This is a genomic window from Acidovorax cavernicola, from assembly GCF_003581445.1.
In genome coordinates, this window is the sequence record NZ_QXMN01000051.1 from 1 (window position 1) to 13,674 (window position 13,674).

15 protein-coding genes are annotated in these 13,674 nt (G+C 67.0%); 1 reads left to right on the plus strand and 14 read right to left on the minus strand.

The genetic code is table 11. The annotated features are described in order from the left end of the window. Positions 1–82: 82 nt before the first annotated feature. Entirely contained in the window at positions 83–769 is a 687-nt protein-coding gene (locus D3H34_RS27160) for a TetR family transcriptional regulator (RefSeq protein WP_119557578.1), read from the minus strand. A gap of 120 nt (positions 770–889) precedes the next feature. Between D3H34_RS27160 and D3H34_RS27165 the strand changes: the two genes are divergently transcribed. Beyond that, entirely contained in the window at positions 890–1,885 is a 996-nt protein-coding gene (locus tag D3H34_RS27165) for an ABC transporter substrate-binding protein (protein ID WP_167481284.1), read from the plus strand. 19 nt (positions 1,886–1,904) lie between these two features. Here the strand turns inward: D3H34_RS27165 and mnhG are convergent, their stop codons facing one another. From mnhG to D3H34_RS27230, 13 genes are all read right to left on the minus strand, one after another. Then, the gene (gene mnhG / locus D3H34_RS27170) at positions 1,905–2,255 is read right to left on the minus strand and encodes a monovalent cation/H(+) antiporter subunit G (RefSeq protein WP_119557580.1); all 351 of its coding nucleotides are present in this window, start codon (positions 2,253–2,255) and stop codon (positions 1,905–1,907) included. Then, positions 2,252–2,530, minus strand: coding sequence for a K+/H+ antiporter subunit F (locus D3H34_RS27175; RefSeq protein WP_119557582.1), 279 nt, complete (start codon positions 2,528–2,530; stop codon positions 2,252–2,254). The genes mnhG and D3H34_RS27175 overlap by 4 nt, the downstream gene beginning before the upstream one ends. Beyond that, positions 2,527–3,018, minus strand: a complete 492-nt coding sequence (locus D3H34_RS27180) for a Na+/H+ antiporter subunit E (RefSeq protein ID WP_119557584.1) — start codon at positions 3,016–3,018, stop codon at positions 2,527–2,529. Before D3H34_RS27180 ends, D3H34_RS27175 begins: the two co-directional genes overlap by 4 nt. Next, entirely contained in the window at positions 3,015–4,718 is a 1,704-nt protein-coding gene (locus D3H34_RS27185; RefSeq protein WP_119557587.1) for a monovalent cation/H+ antiporter subunit D, read from the minus strand. The genes D3H34_RS27180 and D3H34_RS27185 overlap by 4 nt, the downstream gene beginning before the upstream one ends. An 82-nt stretch (positions 4,719–4,800) precedes the next feature. Further along, entirely contained in the window at positions 4,801–5,151 is a 351-nt protein-coding gene (locus D3H34_RS27190) for a Na+/H+ antiporter subunit C (RefSeq protein WP_056582686.1), read from the minus strand. Then, a complete protein-coding gene (locus D3H34_RS27195) occupies positions 5,151–8,120 on the minus strand; it encodes a monovalent cation/H+ antiporter subunit A (protein WP_119557589.1) in 2,970 nt (989 codons plus the stop codon). The genes D3H34_RS27190 and D3H34_RS27195 overlap by 1 nt, the downstream gene beginning before the upstream one ends. 76 nt (positions 8,121–8,196) lie before the next feature. Beyond that, positions 8,197–8,583 (minus strand): fluoride efflux transporter CrcB, encoded by a 387-nt coding sequence (crcB, locus tag D3H34_RS27200; protein ID WP_119557590.1) that lies wholly within the window; start codon positions 8,581–8,583, stop codon positions 8,197–8,199. Positions 8,584–8,605: 22 nt separating this feature from the next. Beyond that, positions 8,606–9,919 (minus strand): TRAP transporter large permease, encoded by a 1,314-nt coding sequence (locus tag D3H34_RS27205; RefSeq protein ID WP_205736820.1) that lies wholly within the window; start codon positions 9,917–9,919, stop codon positions 8,606–8,608. 40 nt (positions 9,920–9,959) lie between these two features. Continuing rightward, the gene (locus D3H34_RS27210; RefSeq protein ID WP_119557592.1) at positions 9,960–10,493 is read right to left on the minus strand and encodes a TRAP transporter small permease; all 534 of its coding nucleotides are present in this window, start codon (positions 10,491–10,493) and stop codon (positions 9,960–9,962) included. A gap of 3 nt (positions 10,494–10,496) precedes the next feature. After that, positions 10,497–11,465, minus strand: a complete 969-nt coding sequence (locus tag D3H34_RS27215) for a TRAP transporter substrate-binding protein (protein WP_119557594.1) — start codon at positions 11,463–11,465, stop codon at positions 10,497–10,499. Positions 11,466–11,660: 195 nt separating this feature from the next. Then, positions 11,661–11,993: a ComEA family DNA-binding protein gene (locus tag D3H34_RS27220; protein WP_119557596.1), complete on the minus strand. Its 333-nt coding sequence runs from the start codon at positions 11,991–11,993 to the stop codon at positions 11,661–11,663. Between the two features lie 137 nt (positions 11,994–12,130). Further along, positions 12,131–13,312: a lipopolysaccharide assembly protein LapB gene (lapB, locus tag D3H34_RS27225; RefSeq protein WP_119557598.1), complete on the minus strand. Its 1,182-nt coding sequence runs from the start codon at positions 13,310–13,312 to the stop codon at positions 12,131–12,133. Then, positions 13,302–13,637, minus strand: coding sequence for a LapA family protein (locus D3H34_RS27230; protein WP_119557600.1), 336 nt, complete (start codon positions 13,635–13,637; stop codon positions 13,302–13,304). Before D3H34_RS27230 ends, lapB begins: the two co-directional genes overlap by 11 nt. Between the last annotated feature and the right edge of the window lie 37 nt (positions 13,638–13,674).

The window sequence follows — 13,674 nt, forward strand, 5'->3', positions numbered from 1 at the left end:
AGATGGGTATAAGAGACGGGGAAGCAATGCGGCGAATCATAGGATTCGCCACGACCCGAGTCAACCAACTAGTTGATAATTTTCATGCGACGTCCTTGTCGGGTCGCAGCGCGTTGATCGCGAACTCGATCACGTGCCGGCGGCGCTGCAGCAGCGCGCCGCGCGCATCCAGCGCCTTGCCGAAGATGGCCGAGAGCGTGTGGTTGTTGGAGAAGAAGAAGTACGAGATGCCGGCGATCGAGATGTAGAGGTTGATCGCATCGAAGTCGGGCCGAAACACGCCCGCCGCCACGCCGCGCTCGAGTGTGGCTTCCAGCATCTCGATGAAGGGCGAGTGCATCTTCTGCAGTCGCTCCGACTCGTGCAGGTTCGCGCCGTGGCTGCGATTCTCGTCGGCCAGCAGTGCGATGAACTCGGGGTGCTCGGCCAGGTAGTCGAAGGAGAAAGCCACGAGCTGCTTCATGGCCTCGAGCGGCTCGAGCTCGTTCAGCGTGAGCTTCTGTTCCTTCTCCCGGATCTCGGCATAGACCGATTCGAGTGCCACCAGGTACAGGCCCTGCTTGCTGTCGAAGTAGTGGTAGACGAGCTGCTTGTTGACCCCGGCCGCCGCGGCGATCTCGTCGACGCGCGCACCCGCGAAACCCTTGCTGGCGAACTCGGCCACCGCCGCGGCGATGAGTGCCTGCTTGGCGGCGACAGGGTCGCGTTCGCGCTTGGTGGCAACGGTGCGGGCGGGGCTCTTGGGGCTCGTGGAACTGGTGGCGGTCATGGTGTTTTGATTCTCCCGTCGGTGGCGATGCGGTCTGGATGATCTGGATTGCTTGTCAACCAAACAGTTGGTAATATGAATTTCAGGACCTGATTTTTACCTTCTTTTGGAGAGATCCGCATGAAAAAGCTGTTGTCGGTCGCCGGCGCCACCGCCTTGCTGATGGCCTCGGCCCCCGCCGCATTCGCGGCCGATGCCATGAGCCTGATGCTCAACTGGACGCCCACGGCCGATCATGCGCCGATCTACTTTGCGAAAGCCAAGGGCTGGTACACCGAGGCGGGCATCGACCTGAACATCGAGGCCGGCAAGGGCTCGGCCGTGTCGGCCCAGCGCGTGGGCACGGGCGGCAGCGACCTCGGTATTTCCGACCTGCCCACCACGATCCAGGCCAAGGGCAAGGGCGCCGACGTGAAGGCCGTGATGGTCATCTACGCCAACAGCCCGCAAGGCTTCTACTGGCTCAAGTCCTCGGGCATCAATGGCCCGAAGGACTTCGCGGGGCGCAAGATCGGCAATCCGCCCGGCGATGCTGCACGCCTCATGTGGCCTGCCTTCGCGAAGAAGGTGGGGCTCGACCCGGCCAGCGTCACTTTCGTCAACGTGAGCCCGCAGGCCAAGGTGGCGGCGCTGAAGAGCAAGTCGGTCGACATCATCAGCGACTTCTACAACGAGCACGACCTGAAGGCGCGCGAGTTCGGCGCCGACCTGGGCTTCCAGCCGTGGCGCGATGCGGGCGTGAACGTGTACGGCAATTCGCTGATCGTGAACGGCCCGTACCTCGCGAAGAACCCGGGTCAGGTGAAGAAGTTCGTTGCCGTGACGCAGCGCGCCTACGACGCCTGCGTGAAGAACTTCGAGCCCTGCCTGCAGGCGCTGCAGGCCAGCGTGAGCGGCCTCACGCCCGACAACCAGCGCGACCAGTGGAACCGCATCAAGCAGCTGATGCGCGACGACACCACCACCAAGGTGGCGCTCGGTGCCTTCGACGGCGCGCGCGTGAAGGCCGACTACGAACTGGTGTCGTCGCTGATCGGCATCGAGAAGGCCTACGACCCCCCGACGCTGTTCACCAACGAATTCCTCGACAAGGGTGTGCGCATGGCGCCCAACTGACCTGAGGAGGGAGGCAGCCTCAGCCCGACTTGGCGGCGGGCGGCACCTTGGTGTTGCCCTTCTGCCGTTCGCGGAAGAGGGCGGCGCGCATCAGGAAGATCGTGGTGATCGGCGCCGTCAGCACGATGAACAGCACGATCAGCATCGCATGCAGGAACAGGCTGAAGCCCTGCACCGAGAAGTAGGCGATGGTGGCCACCGTCAGGCACCAGGCGCCCACCGTGGCGCCCAGCGTGGGCGCATGGATGCGGCGGAAAAAGGTGGGCAGGCGCACCAGGCCGAAGGAGCCGATGGCCGCGAAGGCCGCACCCAGCACCGCGAACACGGCGGTGATGATCTCGGCCCAGAGGGGCAGTGGCGTTGTGGTCATTCAATGACCTCCCCGCGCAGCAGGAACTTGGCCAGCGAGGTCGACCCGACGAAGCCGAAGAGCGCGACCAGCATCGCCGCCTCGAAGTACACGCTGCTCGCGTAGTTGATGCCCAGCACTAGCATCATCAGCATGCCGTTGATGTAAAGGCAATCGAGCGCCATCACGCGGTCTTGCGCCGACGGGCCGATCAAGAGGCGCGTCACGGCGCACAGCATGGCCACGGCCAGCAGGAAGAGCGCGGCCTTCAGGGCCCAGTAGAGAACAGGCGTCATGATTCGAAGATCTCCATCAGCGGACGTTCGTAGCGGGTCTTGATCAGGGCGATGAAGGCCGCCTCGTCCTCGAGGTCGAACACGTGGATGAGCAGCGTGGTGCGGTCGAACGACACCTCGCCCCAGGCGGTGCCGGGTGTGAGGCACATGATCATCGCGAGCACGGCGAGCCCGTTGGGGTCGCGCATGTCGAGTGGAATCTGCACGAAGTTCGCCGAGATGTCCTCGGTGCGGCGCGTGAGCAGCAGCCGGGCCACGTCGTACGCCGACTTCAGCATGTCGAAGGTGACGAGGAACGACAGCCGCAGCGCGACGCCGGGCCGGCGCATGCGCACGGTGGCGGGGCGCAGGCCCTTGGTGATCAGCGGCACGGCAATGGCGAGCAGCGCGGCCGACAGCAGCGTGGCCGCTTCGAGCGACTGGTTGAGCAGCAGCCAGATGACGAACAGCGCGAACGACAGCGGCGGGGAGGGCATCAGGCGCTTCATGGCTTGGCCTCCTCTTTCGCGGGCACCGGGTTGGGCTTCTGCTTCGCGCCGAGCACGGCTTCGCGGTACGCCGTGGGCGTGCGCAGGCCGCCGGCGGTGGCTTGCGCGTGCTGCATCACGGGCTCGGCCCAGACCGTCAGTGCCACGCAGGCTGCGAGCAGGGCGGCCACCGGCAGCACCTCGAGCGCGGGCAGCGAGGGCATGGTGGGGTGATGCTGCGTCCAGAAGTGACGGATGCCGGTGCGGCTCAGCGCGATCAGCGAGAGAAAGCCCGAGACGATCAACAGTGCGAGGAAAGTCCACCCGGCGATGCTGACGACCTTGCCGTCGAGCAGGCCCGAGAGCATCGCGAACTTGCCGACAAAGCCGGACAGCGGCGGCAGGCCTGCCAGCAGCAGCGTGCAGAGCATGAAGCTCAGGCCCAGGAAGGCCACCCCGGCCGGAATGGCGCGGCCGTAGAGCGCCTGGGCGTCGTCGTCGAGGTTCACGTTGTCGAGCGCGCGCAGGTCTTCGGCCAGGAACGGCGCGTTGCCCGCCGCCTCGTACGGCGCGACGCTCATGCCTGCGTTGCGCCAGCGCTCGACCATGTCGATCAGCAGGAAGAAGGCCGCCACCGCGAGCGTGGAACTCAGCATGTAGTAGAGCGCGCCAGCCCACACGGCCGGCTCGCCCAGCCCGACGGCGGCCAGCAGCGTGCCTGCCGACACCAGCACGCTGGAGCCTGCGAGGTTCGACAGCCGCTGTGTGCCCACGATGCCGATGGCGCCCACGAACAGCGTGGCCAGCCCCACGCTCACCAGCGCGGCCTGCCCGAAGGCGGCCGAGGCGCCGGTGTCGGGTGCGAACAGCACGGTCCACAGGCGCAGCACGGTGTACACGCCGAGCTTGGTCAGCAGCGCAAACACCGCGCCCACCGGCGACACGGCCGCGCTGTAGGCCGGCACCAGCCAGAAGTTGAGCGGCCATGCGCCTGCCTTGGCGAAGAAGGCGGTGGCCAGGATGGCCGCGGCCGCGTGCACCAGGCCGCGGTCGCCGGGCGCGAGTTCGGCGATGCGCGCGCCCAGGTCGGCCATGTTGAGCGTGCCGGTCACGCCGTACAGGATGGCCGCGCCGATCAGGAACAGCGACGAGGCCGCGAGGTTGATCGCGATGTAGTGCAGCCCGGCACGCACGCGCAGCCGGCCCGAGCCATGCAGCAGCAGGCCGTACGAGGCCGCGAGCATCACCTCGAAGAAGACGAACAGGTTGAACAGGTCGCCCGTGAGGAAGGCGCCGTTCAGGCCCATGAGCTGCAGCTGCAGCAGCGGATGGAAGTGCACGCCCGCGCGGTCCCAGCGCGAGGTCGAATAGATGGAAGCTGCGAAGGCGATCACGCCTGTGAGCGCGACCATCATCGTGGAGAGGCGGTCTGCCACCAGCACGATGCCGAAGGGCGCGCGCCAGTTGCCCGGCAGGTACACGCCGATGGAGCCTGGGCCGCCGCCGGTGTCGGGCGCGTTCACCCAGCGCAGCAGTGCGAGCGCCGCGAGCATGCCGATCAGGCCAGAGACCACGCTGAGGAACGACTTGGTGCGCCGGTGGTTCTCGTTCATCAGCAGCATCAGCGCCGCCGTGAGCATGGGCACGAGGATCGGCACTGCCACCAGGTGCGGCATGCTGAACTCGAGGAAGCGGTCAAGCAGATGCAAGAGGTCGTTCATTGACTCACCCCCAGGCTTGCCACTGCGTGTGCTGCGCCCGCCCCCTCAAGGGGGCCCGCGCCTTCGGGCGGCCGTGCGGCGCTCATTCCACCGCCTCCCGCTCTTCACCGTCCACGTGGTCGGTGCCCGACAGGCCGCGCGAGGCGAGCATCACGACGAGGAACAGCGCCGTCATCGCGAAGCCGATCACGATGGCGGTGAGCACCAGCGCCTGCGGCATCGGATCGGCCGTGTTGGCCAGCGTGGCCTTGAAGCCTTCGACCAGCACCGGCTCGCTGTCGACCTTGAGCCGGCCCATGCTGAAGATGAAGAGGTTGACCGCGTACGAGATCAGCGTCAGGCCCATGATGACCTGGAAGGTGCGCGGACGCAGCAGCAGGTACACGCCCGAACCGGTGAGCACGCCGATGGCGATGGCCAGCACGATTTCCATCAGCGGGTCCCTCCGGTGGCGGCTGCTTCTGCAGCTTCGGCTTCGGCGGCGGCGCGTGCCTCCGCTTCTTTCTCTTCTTGTTCGTCGGCCCAGCGATGGCTTCGGATGGACTGGTGGGCCAGCGCGGTCAGGATCAGCATGGTGGCACCGAGCACCAGCGCGAACACGCCGATGTCGAAGAAGAGGGCGCTGGGCACGTGCATGTCGCCCAGGAGCGGCACGTGCACGTGTGCGGTGTGCGTGGTCAGGAAGGGGTAGCCGAACGCGATCGCACCGCCGCCGGTGGCGAGCGCGAACAGCAGGCCGATGGCGATCCAGCGGCGTGGGTAGATGCGCAGGTGCTCCTCCACCCACTCGGTGCCCGAGACGATGAACTGCAGCAGCAGCGCGACCGACATCACCAGCCCCGCGACAAAGCCGCCGCCGGGCGCGTTGTGGCCCCGCATGAAGAAATACACCGAGACCAGCACGGCCACCGGCAGCACCAGCCGCACCAGCACGGCCGGCACCATCAGGTAGCCGATGGCGGAGTCCTTGGCTCGGCGCGGATTCAGCAGGTCGCTGCTGCCGTCGTCGACCTGCTGGCGCTGCTGGATGGGCAGCGCCATCGATTCGATGGCCGGGCGGAAGCGCCGCAGCAGCGCGTACACGGTGAGCGCCACGATGCCCAGCACGGTGATCTCGCCGAAGGTGTCGAAGCCGCGGAAGTCGACCAGCATCACGTTGACCACGTTGGTGCCGCCGCCTTCGGTGAGCGCGCGTTCGAGGAAGAAGGGCGAGATGCTCTGCGGGAAGGTGCGCGTCATCAGCGCCCAGGCCAGCGCCGCCATGCCGCAACCGGCGATGGTGGCCACCAGCAGGTCGCGCCCGCGGCGGCCCCACGGGATCAGGCGCATGCGCGCGGGCTGCACCACGTCCTTGCTGCGCATCGGCAGCCAGCGCAGACCCAGCAGGATCAGCACCGTGGTCACGGCCTCGACCACCAGCTGCGTGAGCGCAAGGTCGGGGGCCGAGAACCAGATGTACGTGACGCACGAGACCAACCCGGCACCCGCGGCCAGCATCAGCGCCGCGAGCCGGTGGAACTTGGCCTGCCAGGCGGCGGCCACGGCGCAGACGCAGCCGATGAGCCAGGTCATCGCGAACATCGGCGAGAACGGCAGCAGCTCGCGCGTGCCGCGCTCGGCCGGCGTGGCCCACAGCGAGGCCGCGGCGCCCGCCACGGCCACGACCACCAGCCACAGCAGTTGCCACTGCAGGCGGCGCGTGCCGAACAGGCGCCGGCTGCGCCGGCCGGTTTCGCTCAGCAGTGCGATCAGGTGTTCGAAGATGACCTGACCGTCGAAGCGGTGCAGCAACGGGGTGCGCTCGAGGCGGCCGGTGCCCAGGGGGCGGCGCAGCAGCAGGTAGACCACGGCGCCGCCTGCCAGCGCGACGAAGCTCATCAGCAGCGGCAGGTTGAAGCCGTGCCACACGGCCAGGCTGTAGGTGGGCAACGTGCCGCCGACCACCGGCGTGGCCGCAGCGGCCAGCATCGGGCCGATCGACCATGCGGGCGCCACGCCCACCACCAGGCACACCAGCACCAGCAGCTCGACCGGCACGCGCATCCAGTGCGGAGGTTCGTGCGGAGGCTTGGGCACGTCGGGGCCGCAGGGCGGGCCGAAGAACACGTCGAACACGAAGCGCGCGGAGTACGCCACGCTGAAGATGCCCGCGATGGTGGCGATGACAGGCAGGCTCAGGTCGATCCAGGGCGTGGCCTGGATGAAGACGGTCTCGGCGAAGAACATTTCCTTCGAGAGAAAGCCGTTGAGCAGCGGCACGCCGGCCATCGAGGCGCTGGCGATGATGGCCAGCGTGCCGGTGATCGGCATCAGGCGCATCAGGCCGCTGAGCTTGCGGATGTCGCGCGTGCCGGTCTCGTGGTCGATGATGCCGGCCGCCATGAACAGCGACGCCTTGAAGGTCGCGTGGTTCATCACGTGGAACACAGCCGCCACCGCCGCGAGCGGGCTGTTCAGGCCCAGCAGCAGCGTGATGAGGCCCAGGTGCGAGATGGTCGAGTAGGCCAGCAGCGCCTTCAGATCGCGCTGGAACATGGCCGCGAAGCCGCCCAGCAGCAGCGTGATCGCGCCCGCGCCGCCCACCATCCAGAACCATTGCTCGGTGCCCGAGAGCACGGGCCACAGCCGCGCCATCAGGAACACGCCCAGCTTCACCATCGTGGCCGAGTGCAGGTAGGCCGACACCGGCGTCGGCGCCGCCATGGCGCGTGGCAGCCAGAAGTGGAACGGGAACTGGGCGCTCTTGGTGAACGCACCCAGCAGCACCAGCACCAGCGCCACCGGGTACAGCGCGTGCGCGCGGATGATGTCGCCCGAGGCCAGCACCACGTCGAGTTCGTAGCTGCCCGCGATGCGGCCCAGCACGAGCACGCCGGCCAGCAGGCACAGCCCACCCGCGCCGGTGACGGTGAGCGCCATGCGCGCGCCGCGTCGCGCGTCGCGCCGGTGGTGCCAGTAGCCGATCAGCAGGAAGGAGAAGAGGCTGGTGAGTTCCCAGAACAGCACCATCTGGATCAGGTTGCCCGAGAGCACCACGCCCATCATCGCGCCCATGAACGCGAGGAAGAACGAGAAGAAACGCGGCACCGGGTCGGAGGCCGACATGTAGTAGCGCGCATAGAGCACCACCAGCGCTCCGATGCCCAGCACCAGCATGCAGAACAGCCACGCGAAGCCGTCGAGGCGGAACACGAGGTTCAGGCCGAGGGCCGGCAGCCATTCGATTTCCTGGCGCAGCACGTTGCCATGCGCGATCTGCGGAAAGAGCCATGCGACCTGGATGGCGCAGCCCAATGCGACGAGGCCCGCGAGGGTCGACTCCCGGTTGCGCGCGTTGGACGGCATCAACGCGGCCAGCACGCTGGCAAGAAAGGGGAGTGCGACGAGAAGGGCGAGGGGCATTGGGGTCGATTCTATCGACCGACCCTCTGGGAAGCTTCTGTCTATAACCGCAGGAGCGCGGGCAGTTTTTGCAGTGTCAGGAGGCGAGCGCGAACTGGACGGTGCGAATGCCCAGCCAGGTCAGCACCAGCGAGCCGCACAGATGCAGCAGGCCGGTGCCCAGCGCCAGCAATGGCCGCCCGTCGAGCAGCAGCGCGACCACTTCGGCCGAGAAGCTCGAGAAGGTCGTGAGCCCGCCGAGGAAGCCGGTGATGAGCAGCAGCCGCCACACCGGATCGAGCTGCGGCATCGCCTGGAAGACGGCCACCGCCACGCCCACGAGGTAACCGCCGACCAGGTTGGCGGCCAGCGTGCCGTAGGGCACGGGGCCGCCGGTGTTGAGCCAGAGGCCCAGGCCCCATCGGGCGAGGGCGCCGCACGAGGCGCCCACGCAGATCGCTAGAACCGGCAATAGAGGCGGCATCCGTTCCCTTGTCGTCGCACTGTCATTTTTCGGAGCCCATCACCAGGTCGGGCAGGCTCGTGACGATACCCGGGAACAGCGTGATGAGCACGATGCACAGCACGAGGCAGAAGAAGAACGGAATGGCCGCCTTGGCGATCACGTTGCTGTCCTTGCCGGTCATGTTCTGCAGCACGAACAGGTTGAAGCCCACCGGCGGCGTGACCTCGGCGATCTCCACCAGCAGCACGATGAAGATGCCGAACCAGACCAGGTCGAAGCCCGCCTTCTGGATCATCGGCAGCACCACCGCGCTGGTCAGCACGATCATCGAGATGCCATCCAGCGCCGTGCCCAGCACCAGGTAGACCAGCACCAGCGCGCCGATCAGCGCGTAGGGCGACAGGTGCATGCTGTCGACCCATTCGGCCAGCTCGCGCGGAATGCCGGTGAAGGCCATGGTCTTCGTCAGGAAGGCCGCGCCCGCCAGGATGAACATGATCATGCAGCTGGTGCGCGTGGCACCCATGATCCCGTCCTTGAAGTTCTTCCACGTAAGGCTGCGGCCCCAGGCCGCGATGGCCAGCGAGCCCAGCACGCCGAAGGCCGCGCACTCGGTGGCCGTGGCCCAGCCGGCCACCAGCACCCAGACGATGAACACGATCAGCAGCGCGCAGGGAATCAGGTTGCCCGACAGGCGGATCTTCTGCATGAAGGTGGTGGGCGGGTCGGCCGGCGGCACCTGGTCGGGGTGGCGCAGGCTCCACCAGCCGATGTAGCCCGAGAACAGCAGCATCAGCAGGAAGCCCGGCAGGAAGCCGGCCAGGAAGATGCGGATGATGGAAGCGTCGGCGGCCACCGCGTACACCACCATCGTGATCGACGGCGGAATCAGGATGCCCAGCGTGCCGGCCGTGGCCAGCGAGCCGATGGCCAGCTTCTCGTTGTAGCCGCGGCGCTTGAGTTCGGGCAGCGCCACCTTGGCGATGGTGGCGCAGGTGGCGGCCGAGGAGCCCGACACCGAGCCGAACACGCCGCAGCCCAGGATGGTGGTGTGCATGAGCCGACCAGGCACGCGGTTGAGCCACGGCCTCAAGCCCTCGAACATTTCTTCGCTGAGCTTGGTTCGGAACAGGATTTCACCCATCCAGATGAACAGGGGCAGCGCCGCCAGCTCCCAGCTGGCGTTGCTTTCCCAGAAGGCCGAGAACAGGTTCTTGCCTGGCAGCGTGTTGGTGAAGAAGGCCTGGCCGACCCAGCCGACGATGGCCAGGGTCATGGCGATCCACACGCCGCCGGCCAGCAGCAACAGCATGATGCCGAGCAGCAGCGCGCCCATCAAAAGGGTTTCGAGCATCGGGTGTCTTGGTTGTTGTTGTCGTTCGTAGGGTCTGGGTTCAGACGTCGGAAGAGAAGTCGCCCGCCGCGTGGCGTTCTTCGACAGCGCGCTGGTAGCTGGGCTTCTCGCCGCGCACCACGCCGACCAGTTCGTCGACCATGGCGATCAGCAGCAACCAGCAGCCGATGACGAAGCTCGATTGCGGAATCCAGATCGGGATCACGAGCAGGCCCGTGGCCATCTCCTTGAACTCGTAGCTCTCCCAGGTGAAGCTGGTGGCCCAGTAGGTCAGGTAGGCGACGGAGACGGCGGCGATCAACAGGCAGGTCACGTCGAGCGCGCGGCGCACCTTGAGCGGCACGACGTCCAGCAGCAGCGTGACGCGCACGAAGTCGCCGTGGCGGAAGGCATGCGCCATCGCGAAGAAGGCAGCGGCCGCGCACAGCCAGGCCACCGCGTCATTGAGCCCGCTCACATGCCAGTTCATCTGCCGGCCCACGCCGGCCACGATCATCAGCACGAAGATCAGGAACACGCAGAACGCACCGAGCGCTCCTGCACCGTCGTACAGGCGATCGAGAAACCGGCGCATCGCTTACTTTTTCTTGTAGGCGTCGACGATGGCTGCGCCGTCCGCACCCGCAGCCTTGAGCCAGTCGGACTGCATGATGCCGCCGACCTGGCGCATGTCGGTGTCCAGCTTGGGCGAGGGCTTGTGGATCTTCATGCCGCGCTCGGCCAGCAGGCGCTTGTACTCGTCGTTCTTCTCCTGCGCGACCTTCCAGCCGCGCGCCTCGGCATCGGCCGCGGCTTTCGTGACAGCAGCCTTGCCGGCGGCATCGAGCGCGTCGAAGGCCTTGGCATTCACCAGGATCGCGTTCTTCGGAATCCAGGCCTGCGTGTCGTAGAAGTTCTTGATGTGCTCGAAGGTCTTGGTGTCGTAGCCGGTGGAGCCCGAGCTCATGTAGCTCTCGATCACGCCGGTGGCCATGGCTGCGCTCAGTTCGGCCTGCTGGATCTGCACCGGCTGCGCGCCGATGAGTTCCGCGATCTTGGCCGTGGCCGGACTGTAGGCGCGCCACTTGATGCCACGCAGGTCGGCCACCGAGCCGATCTCCTTCTTGGTGTATATGCCCTGCGGCGCCCACGGCACCACGAACAGCACCTTGATGCCTTGCGCGGCGAGCAGCTTGTCCATGGCCGGCTTGGAGGCGTCGTACAGCTTGCGGGCCTCGGGGTAGGTGGTGGCCAGGAAGGGTACGCCGTCCAGCGCATAGATCGGGTTCTCGTTGGCGTAGTTGGCCAGCAGGATCTCGCCGGCCTGGGCCTGGCCGCTTTGCACGGCGCGCTTGATCTCGGGGGCCTTGAACAGCGAGGCATTGGCATGCACCGTGATCTTCAGCTTGCCGCCGGTGGCTGCGTCCACGTCCTTGGCGAACTGGGTGATGTTCTCGGTGTGGTAGTTGGTCGCCGGGTAGGCGGTGGGAAGGTCCCACTTGGTCTGGGCGAAGGCTGCGGCACCGAGGGTGAGTCCCACGAGGGCCATACCGAACTTGTGATTCATGAACGCGCTCCGGAATGTAGTCAAAGCTAAATGAAAGAAAAGCATACGTGCAAATTCCGGGCCATTCGCTGAGGCATTTCCCTGCCATGTGGTGTCGATGCGGCACCAGGTGCGGGCGTAAAAAAACCGCCGTGAAGGCGGTTTCTTCGAGCGCACTGCCACCTCGTGGGTGGCGGCTTGTGTTTCAGGACGGCGTCACTGCTTGGCCGGTTTGGCGTCGGCCACCTTGGCGGTCTTGCTTGCCTTGGCAGGCGCCGCAGCGCCGTTGAAGCTCTGGCCGTTGACCGTCAGGCCCTCGGCCGACAGCTTGGCCGCGCTCTTTTCCTTCACACCCTTCACGCGCTGCATGAGGTCGGGCCAGTCCTTGAACTCGCCTGCCTTGCGGGCATCGAGGATGCGCTGGGACAGCGACGGGCCGACGCCCTTGAGACCGTCGAGGTCGGCGGCCGTGGCCTTGTTGGCATCGACGGCGGCGAACGAGGCGGCCGCGAAGCACATGGCGAGCGTGGCGATGACTTTCTTGAACATGTTGAAAACTCCCTCTTGAATCGTTGCTATGACTATGCCGACAGGAATATCGGCTTCGGCTCAACGAGAGGGCGCGTGCGCCAGTTGACGTCAAAACGGGGCCCAGGGCCCCGTGTGACGATTGTTCTGAACCGTGGTCAGAGTTCTTCCACGCGACGCGGCGGATAGCTGTCCCAAGCCTGGCAGCCGGGGCAGTGCCAGAAGTACTGGTGCGCCTCGAAGCCGCAGGCCGCGCAGCGATAGCGCATGAGCGGCCGGGTGGCCTGGTCGAGTGCGCGTTGCACCTGCGGGTGGAACTGCTCGTGCTCGAAACGCTCGCCGGCCAGCCAACGCGAGGCGGCGACCAGCGAGGGCTGGTGCGCGAGGTGGGCGATGTAGCTGTCGCGCGGTGTGGGTGCTTCGACGGGGGCGTCGGTGGCCTCTGGTGCTGCGGGTGTGCCGCCGAGGGCGATCAGCGCTTCGAGCACGTCGATCGACGGCGATTCGGCATAGCGCCGCTGCAGCAGTGCCAGCGCTTCACCTTCGCGATGCGCGGCGATCGCGGCCTTCTGCAGCGATGCGGCGTACAGCGGCAGTGCCAGCGGCGCCGTGTCGCTGAGGCCCTCGAGCGTGTCGAACGCTGCGGCGGCTTCGCCGTTGCGCAACTGCAAGGTGGCGGTATCGATGGCCGGACGCGGCGCCTGCGGTGCCAGGGCTCGGGCCTGCGTGAGCAGGGCGTTGGCGCCGGGAAGGTCGCCCGCTGCGACGCGTTCGTTGGCCTGCTCGCACAGGTGGTGGGCGCGGCGCGTGCTGTAGCTGGCCTGGTCGGACTCGTCGAGCTTCTGCGCCACGTCGGCGGCCTGTGCCCATTCGCGCGAGCGTTCGTAGATGGCCAGCAGCGCAAGCCGGGCCTCGTTCTCGTAGCGCGTGCCTTCGAGCTTCTGCAGCGCCGCTTCAGCGCGGTCGAGCAGGCCGGCGCGCAGGAAGTCTTGCGCCAGCGCATGCTGTGCGCGCTCGCGGTCGACGCGGCTCAGGTCGCCGCGGCCCAGCAGGTGCTCGTGCACGCGCACGGCGCGCTGGTACTCGCCGCGGCGGCGGAACAGGTTGCCGAGCGCGAAGTGCAGCTCCTGCGTGTCGGGGTCGTTCTGCACGGCCTCGATGAAGGCGTCGATGGCCTGGTCCTGCTGCTCGTTGAGCAGGAAGTTCAGGCCTCGGAAGTACGCTTTCGGGGCTTGCCGGTTCTCGAGCTTGAGCTGGCGGATGTCGAAGCGCGATGCGAGCCAGCCCAGCACGAATGCGACGGGCAGGCCGATCAGCAGCCAGCTGGGATCAAAGTCCATGTTGACGTACGGCGGGAAGGTCGGTGGCGGAGATGGACGGTGCTGCCGCGGGTGCGGTCGCGGCGGCCAGCGGCACGGTCGAGGGGGCTTCGGAGGTGGCGGGCACCTGCGCCGCGGCGGCGCGGTGCTTCCACCAGCCGGGCAGCATGCCCAGCGCGCCCACCACGAGCCCGCCGGCAAAGGCCGCGAGCACGACGAGCACCAGCGGCGCGCGCCAGTGGGTTCCGAAGAAGAAGTAGACGGTCGCGTCGTGCTGGTTGTTCAGCGCGAAGGCGAAGAGCGTAAAAAAAATGGCTGCCTTGAGCAGCCACAGGAGGTATTTCATGCGCGTTCCCGTTGGCGGGACGATTCTACGTTTGCAG

Coding starts and splice junctions, on each gene's coding strand:
- D3H34_RS27160 (WP_119557578.1), bottom strand. CDS start 769: ATGACCGCCACCAGTTCCACGAGCCCCAAGAGCCCCGCCCGCACCGTT.
- D3H34_RS27165 (WP_167481284.1), top strand. CDS start 890: ATGAAAAAGCTGTTGTCGGTCGCCGGCGCCACCGCCTTGCTGATGGCC.
- mnhG (WP_119557580.1), bottom strand. CDS start 2,255: ATGACCACAACGCCACTGCCCCTCTGGGCCGAGATCATCACCGCCGTG.
- D3H34_RS27175 (WP_119557582.1), bottom strand. CDS start 2,530: ATGACGCCTGTTCTCTACTGGGCCCTGAAGGCCGCGCTCTTCCTGCTG.
- D3H34_RS27180 (WP_119557584.1), bottom strand. CDS start 3,018: ATGAAGCGCCTGATGCCCTCCCCGCCGCTGTCGTTCGCGCTGTTCGTC.
- D3H34_RS27185 (WP_119557587.1), bottom strand. CDS start 4,718: ATGAACGACCTCTTGCATCTGCTTGACCGCTTCCTCGAGTTCAGCATG.
- D3H34_RS27190 (WP_056582686.1), bottom strand. CDS start 5,151: ATGGAAATCGTGCTGGCCATCGCCATCGGCGTGCTCACCGGTTCGGGC.
- D3H34_RS27195 (WP_119557589.1), bottom strand. CDS start 8,120: ATGCCCCTCGCCCTTCTCGTCGCACTCCCCTTTCTTGCCAGCGTGCTG.
- crcB (WP_119557590.1), bottom strand. CDS start 8,583: ATGCCGCCTCTATTGCCGGTTCTAGCGATCTGCGTGGGCGCCTCGTGC.
- D3H34_RS27205 (WP_205736820.1), bottom strand. CDS start 9,919: ATGCTCGAAACCCTTTTGATGGGCGCGCTGCTGCTCGGCATCATGCTG.
- D3H34_RS27210 (WP_119557592.1), bottom strand. CDS start 10,493: ATGCGCCGGTTTCTCGATCGCCTGTACGACGGTGCAGGAGCGCTCGGT.
- D3H34_RS27215 (WP_119557594.1), bottom strand. CDS start 11,465: ATGAATCACAAGTTCGGTATGGCCCTCGTGGGACTCACCCTCGGTGCC.
- D3H34_RS27220 (WP_119557596.1), bottom strand. CDS start 11,993: ATGTTCAAGAAAGTCATCGCCACGCTCGCCATGTGCTTCGCGGCCGCC.
- lapB (WP_119557598.1), bottom strand. CDS start 13,312: ATGGACTTTGATCCCAGCTGGCTGCTGATCGGCCTGCCCGTCGCATTC.
- D3H34_RS27230 (WP_119557600.1), bottom strand. CDS start 13,637: ATGAAATACCTCCTGTGGCTGCTCAAGGCAGCCATTTTTTTTACGCTC.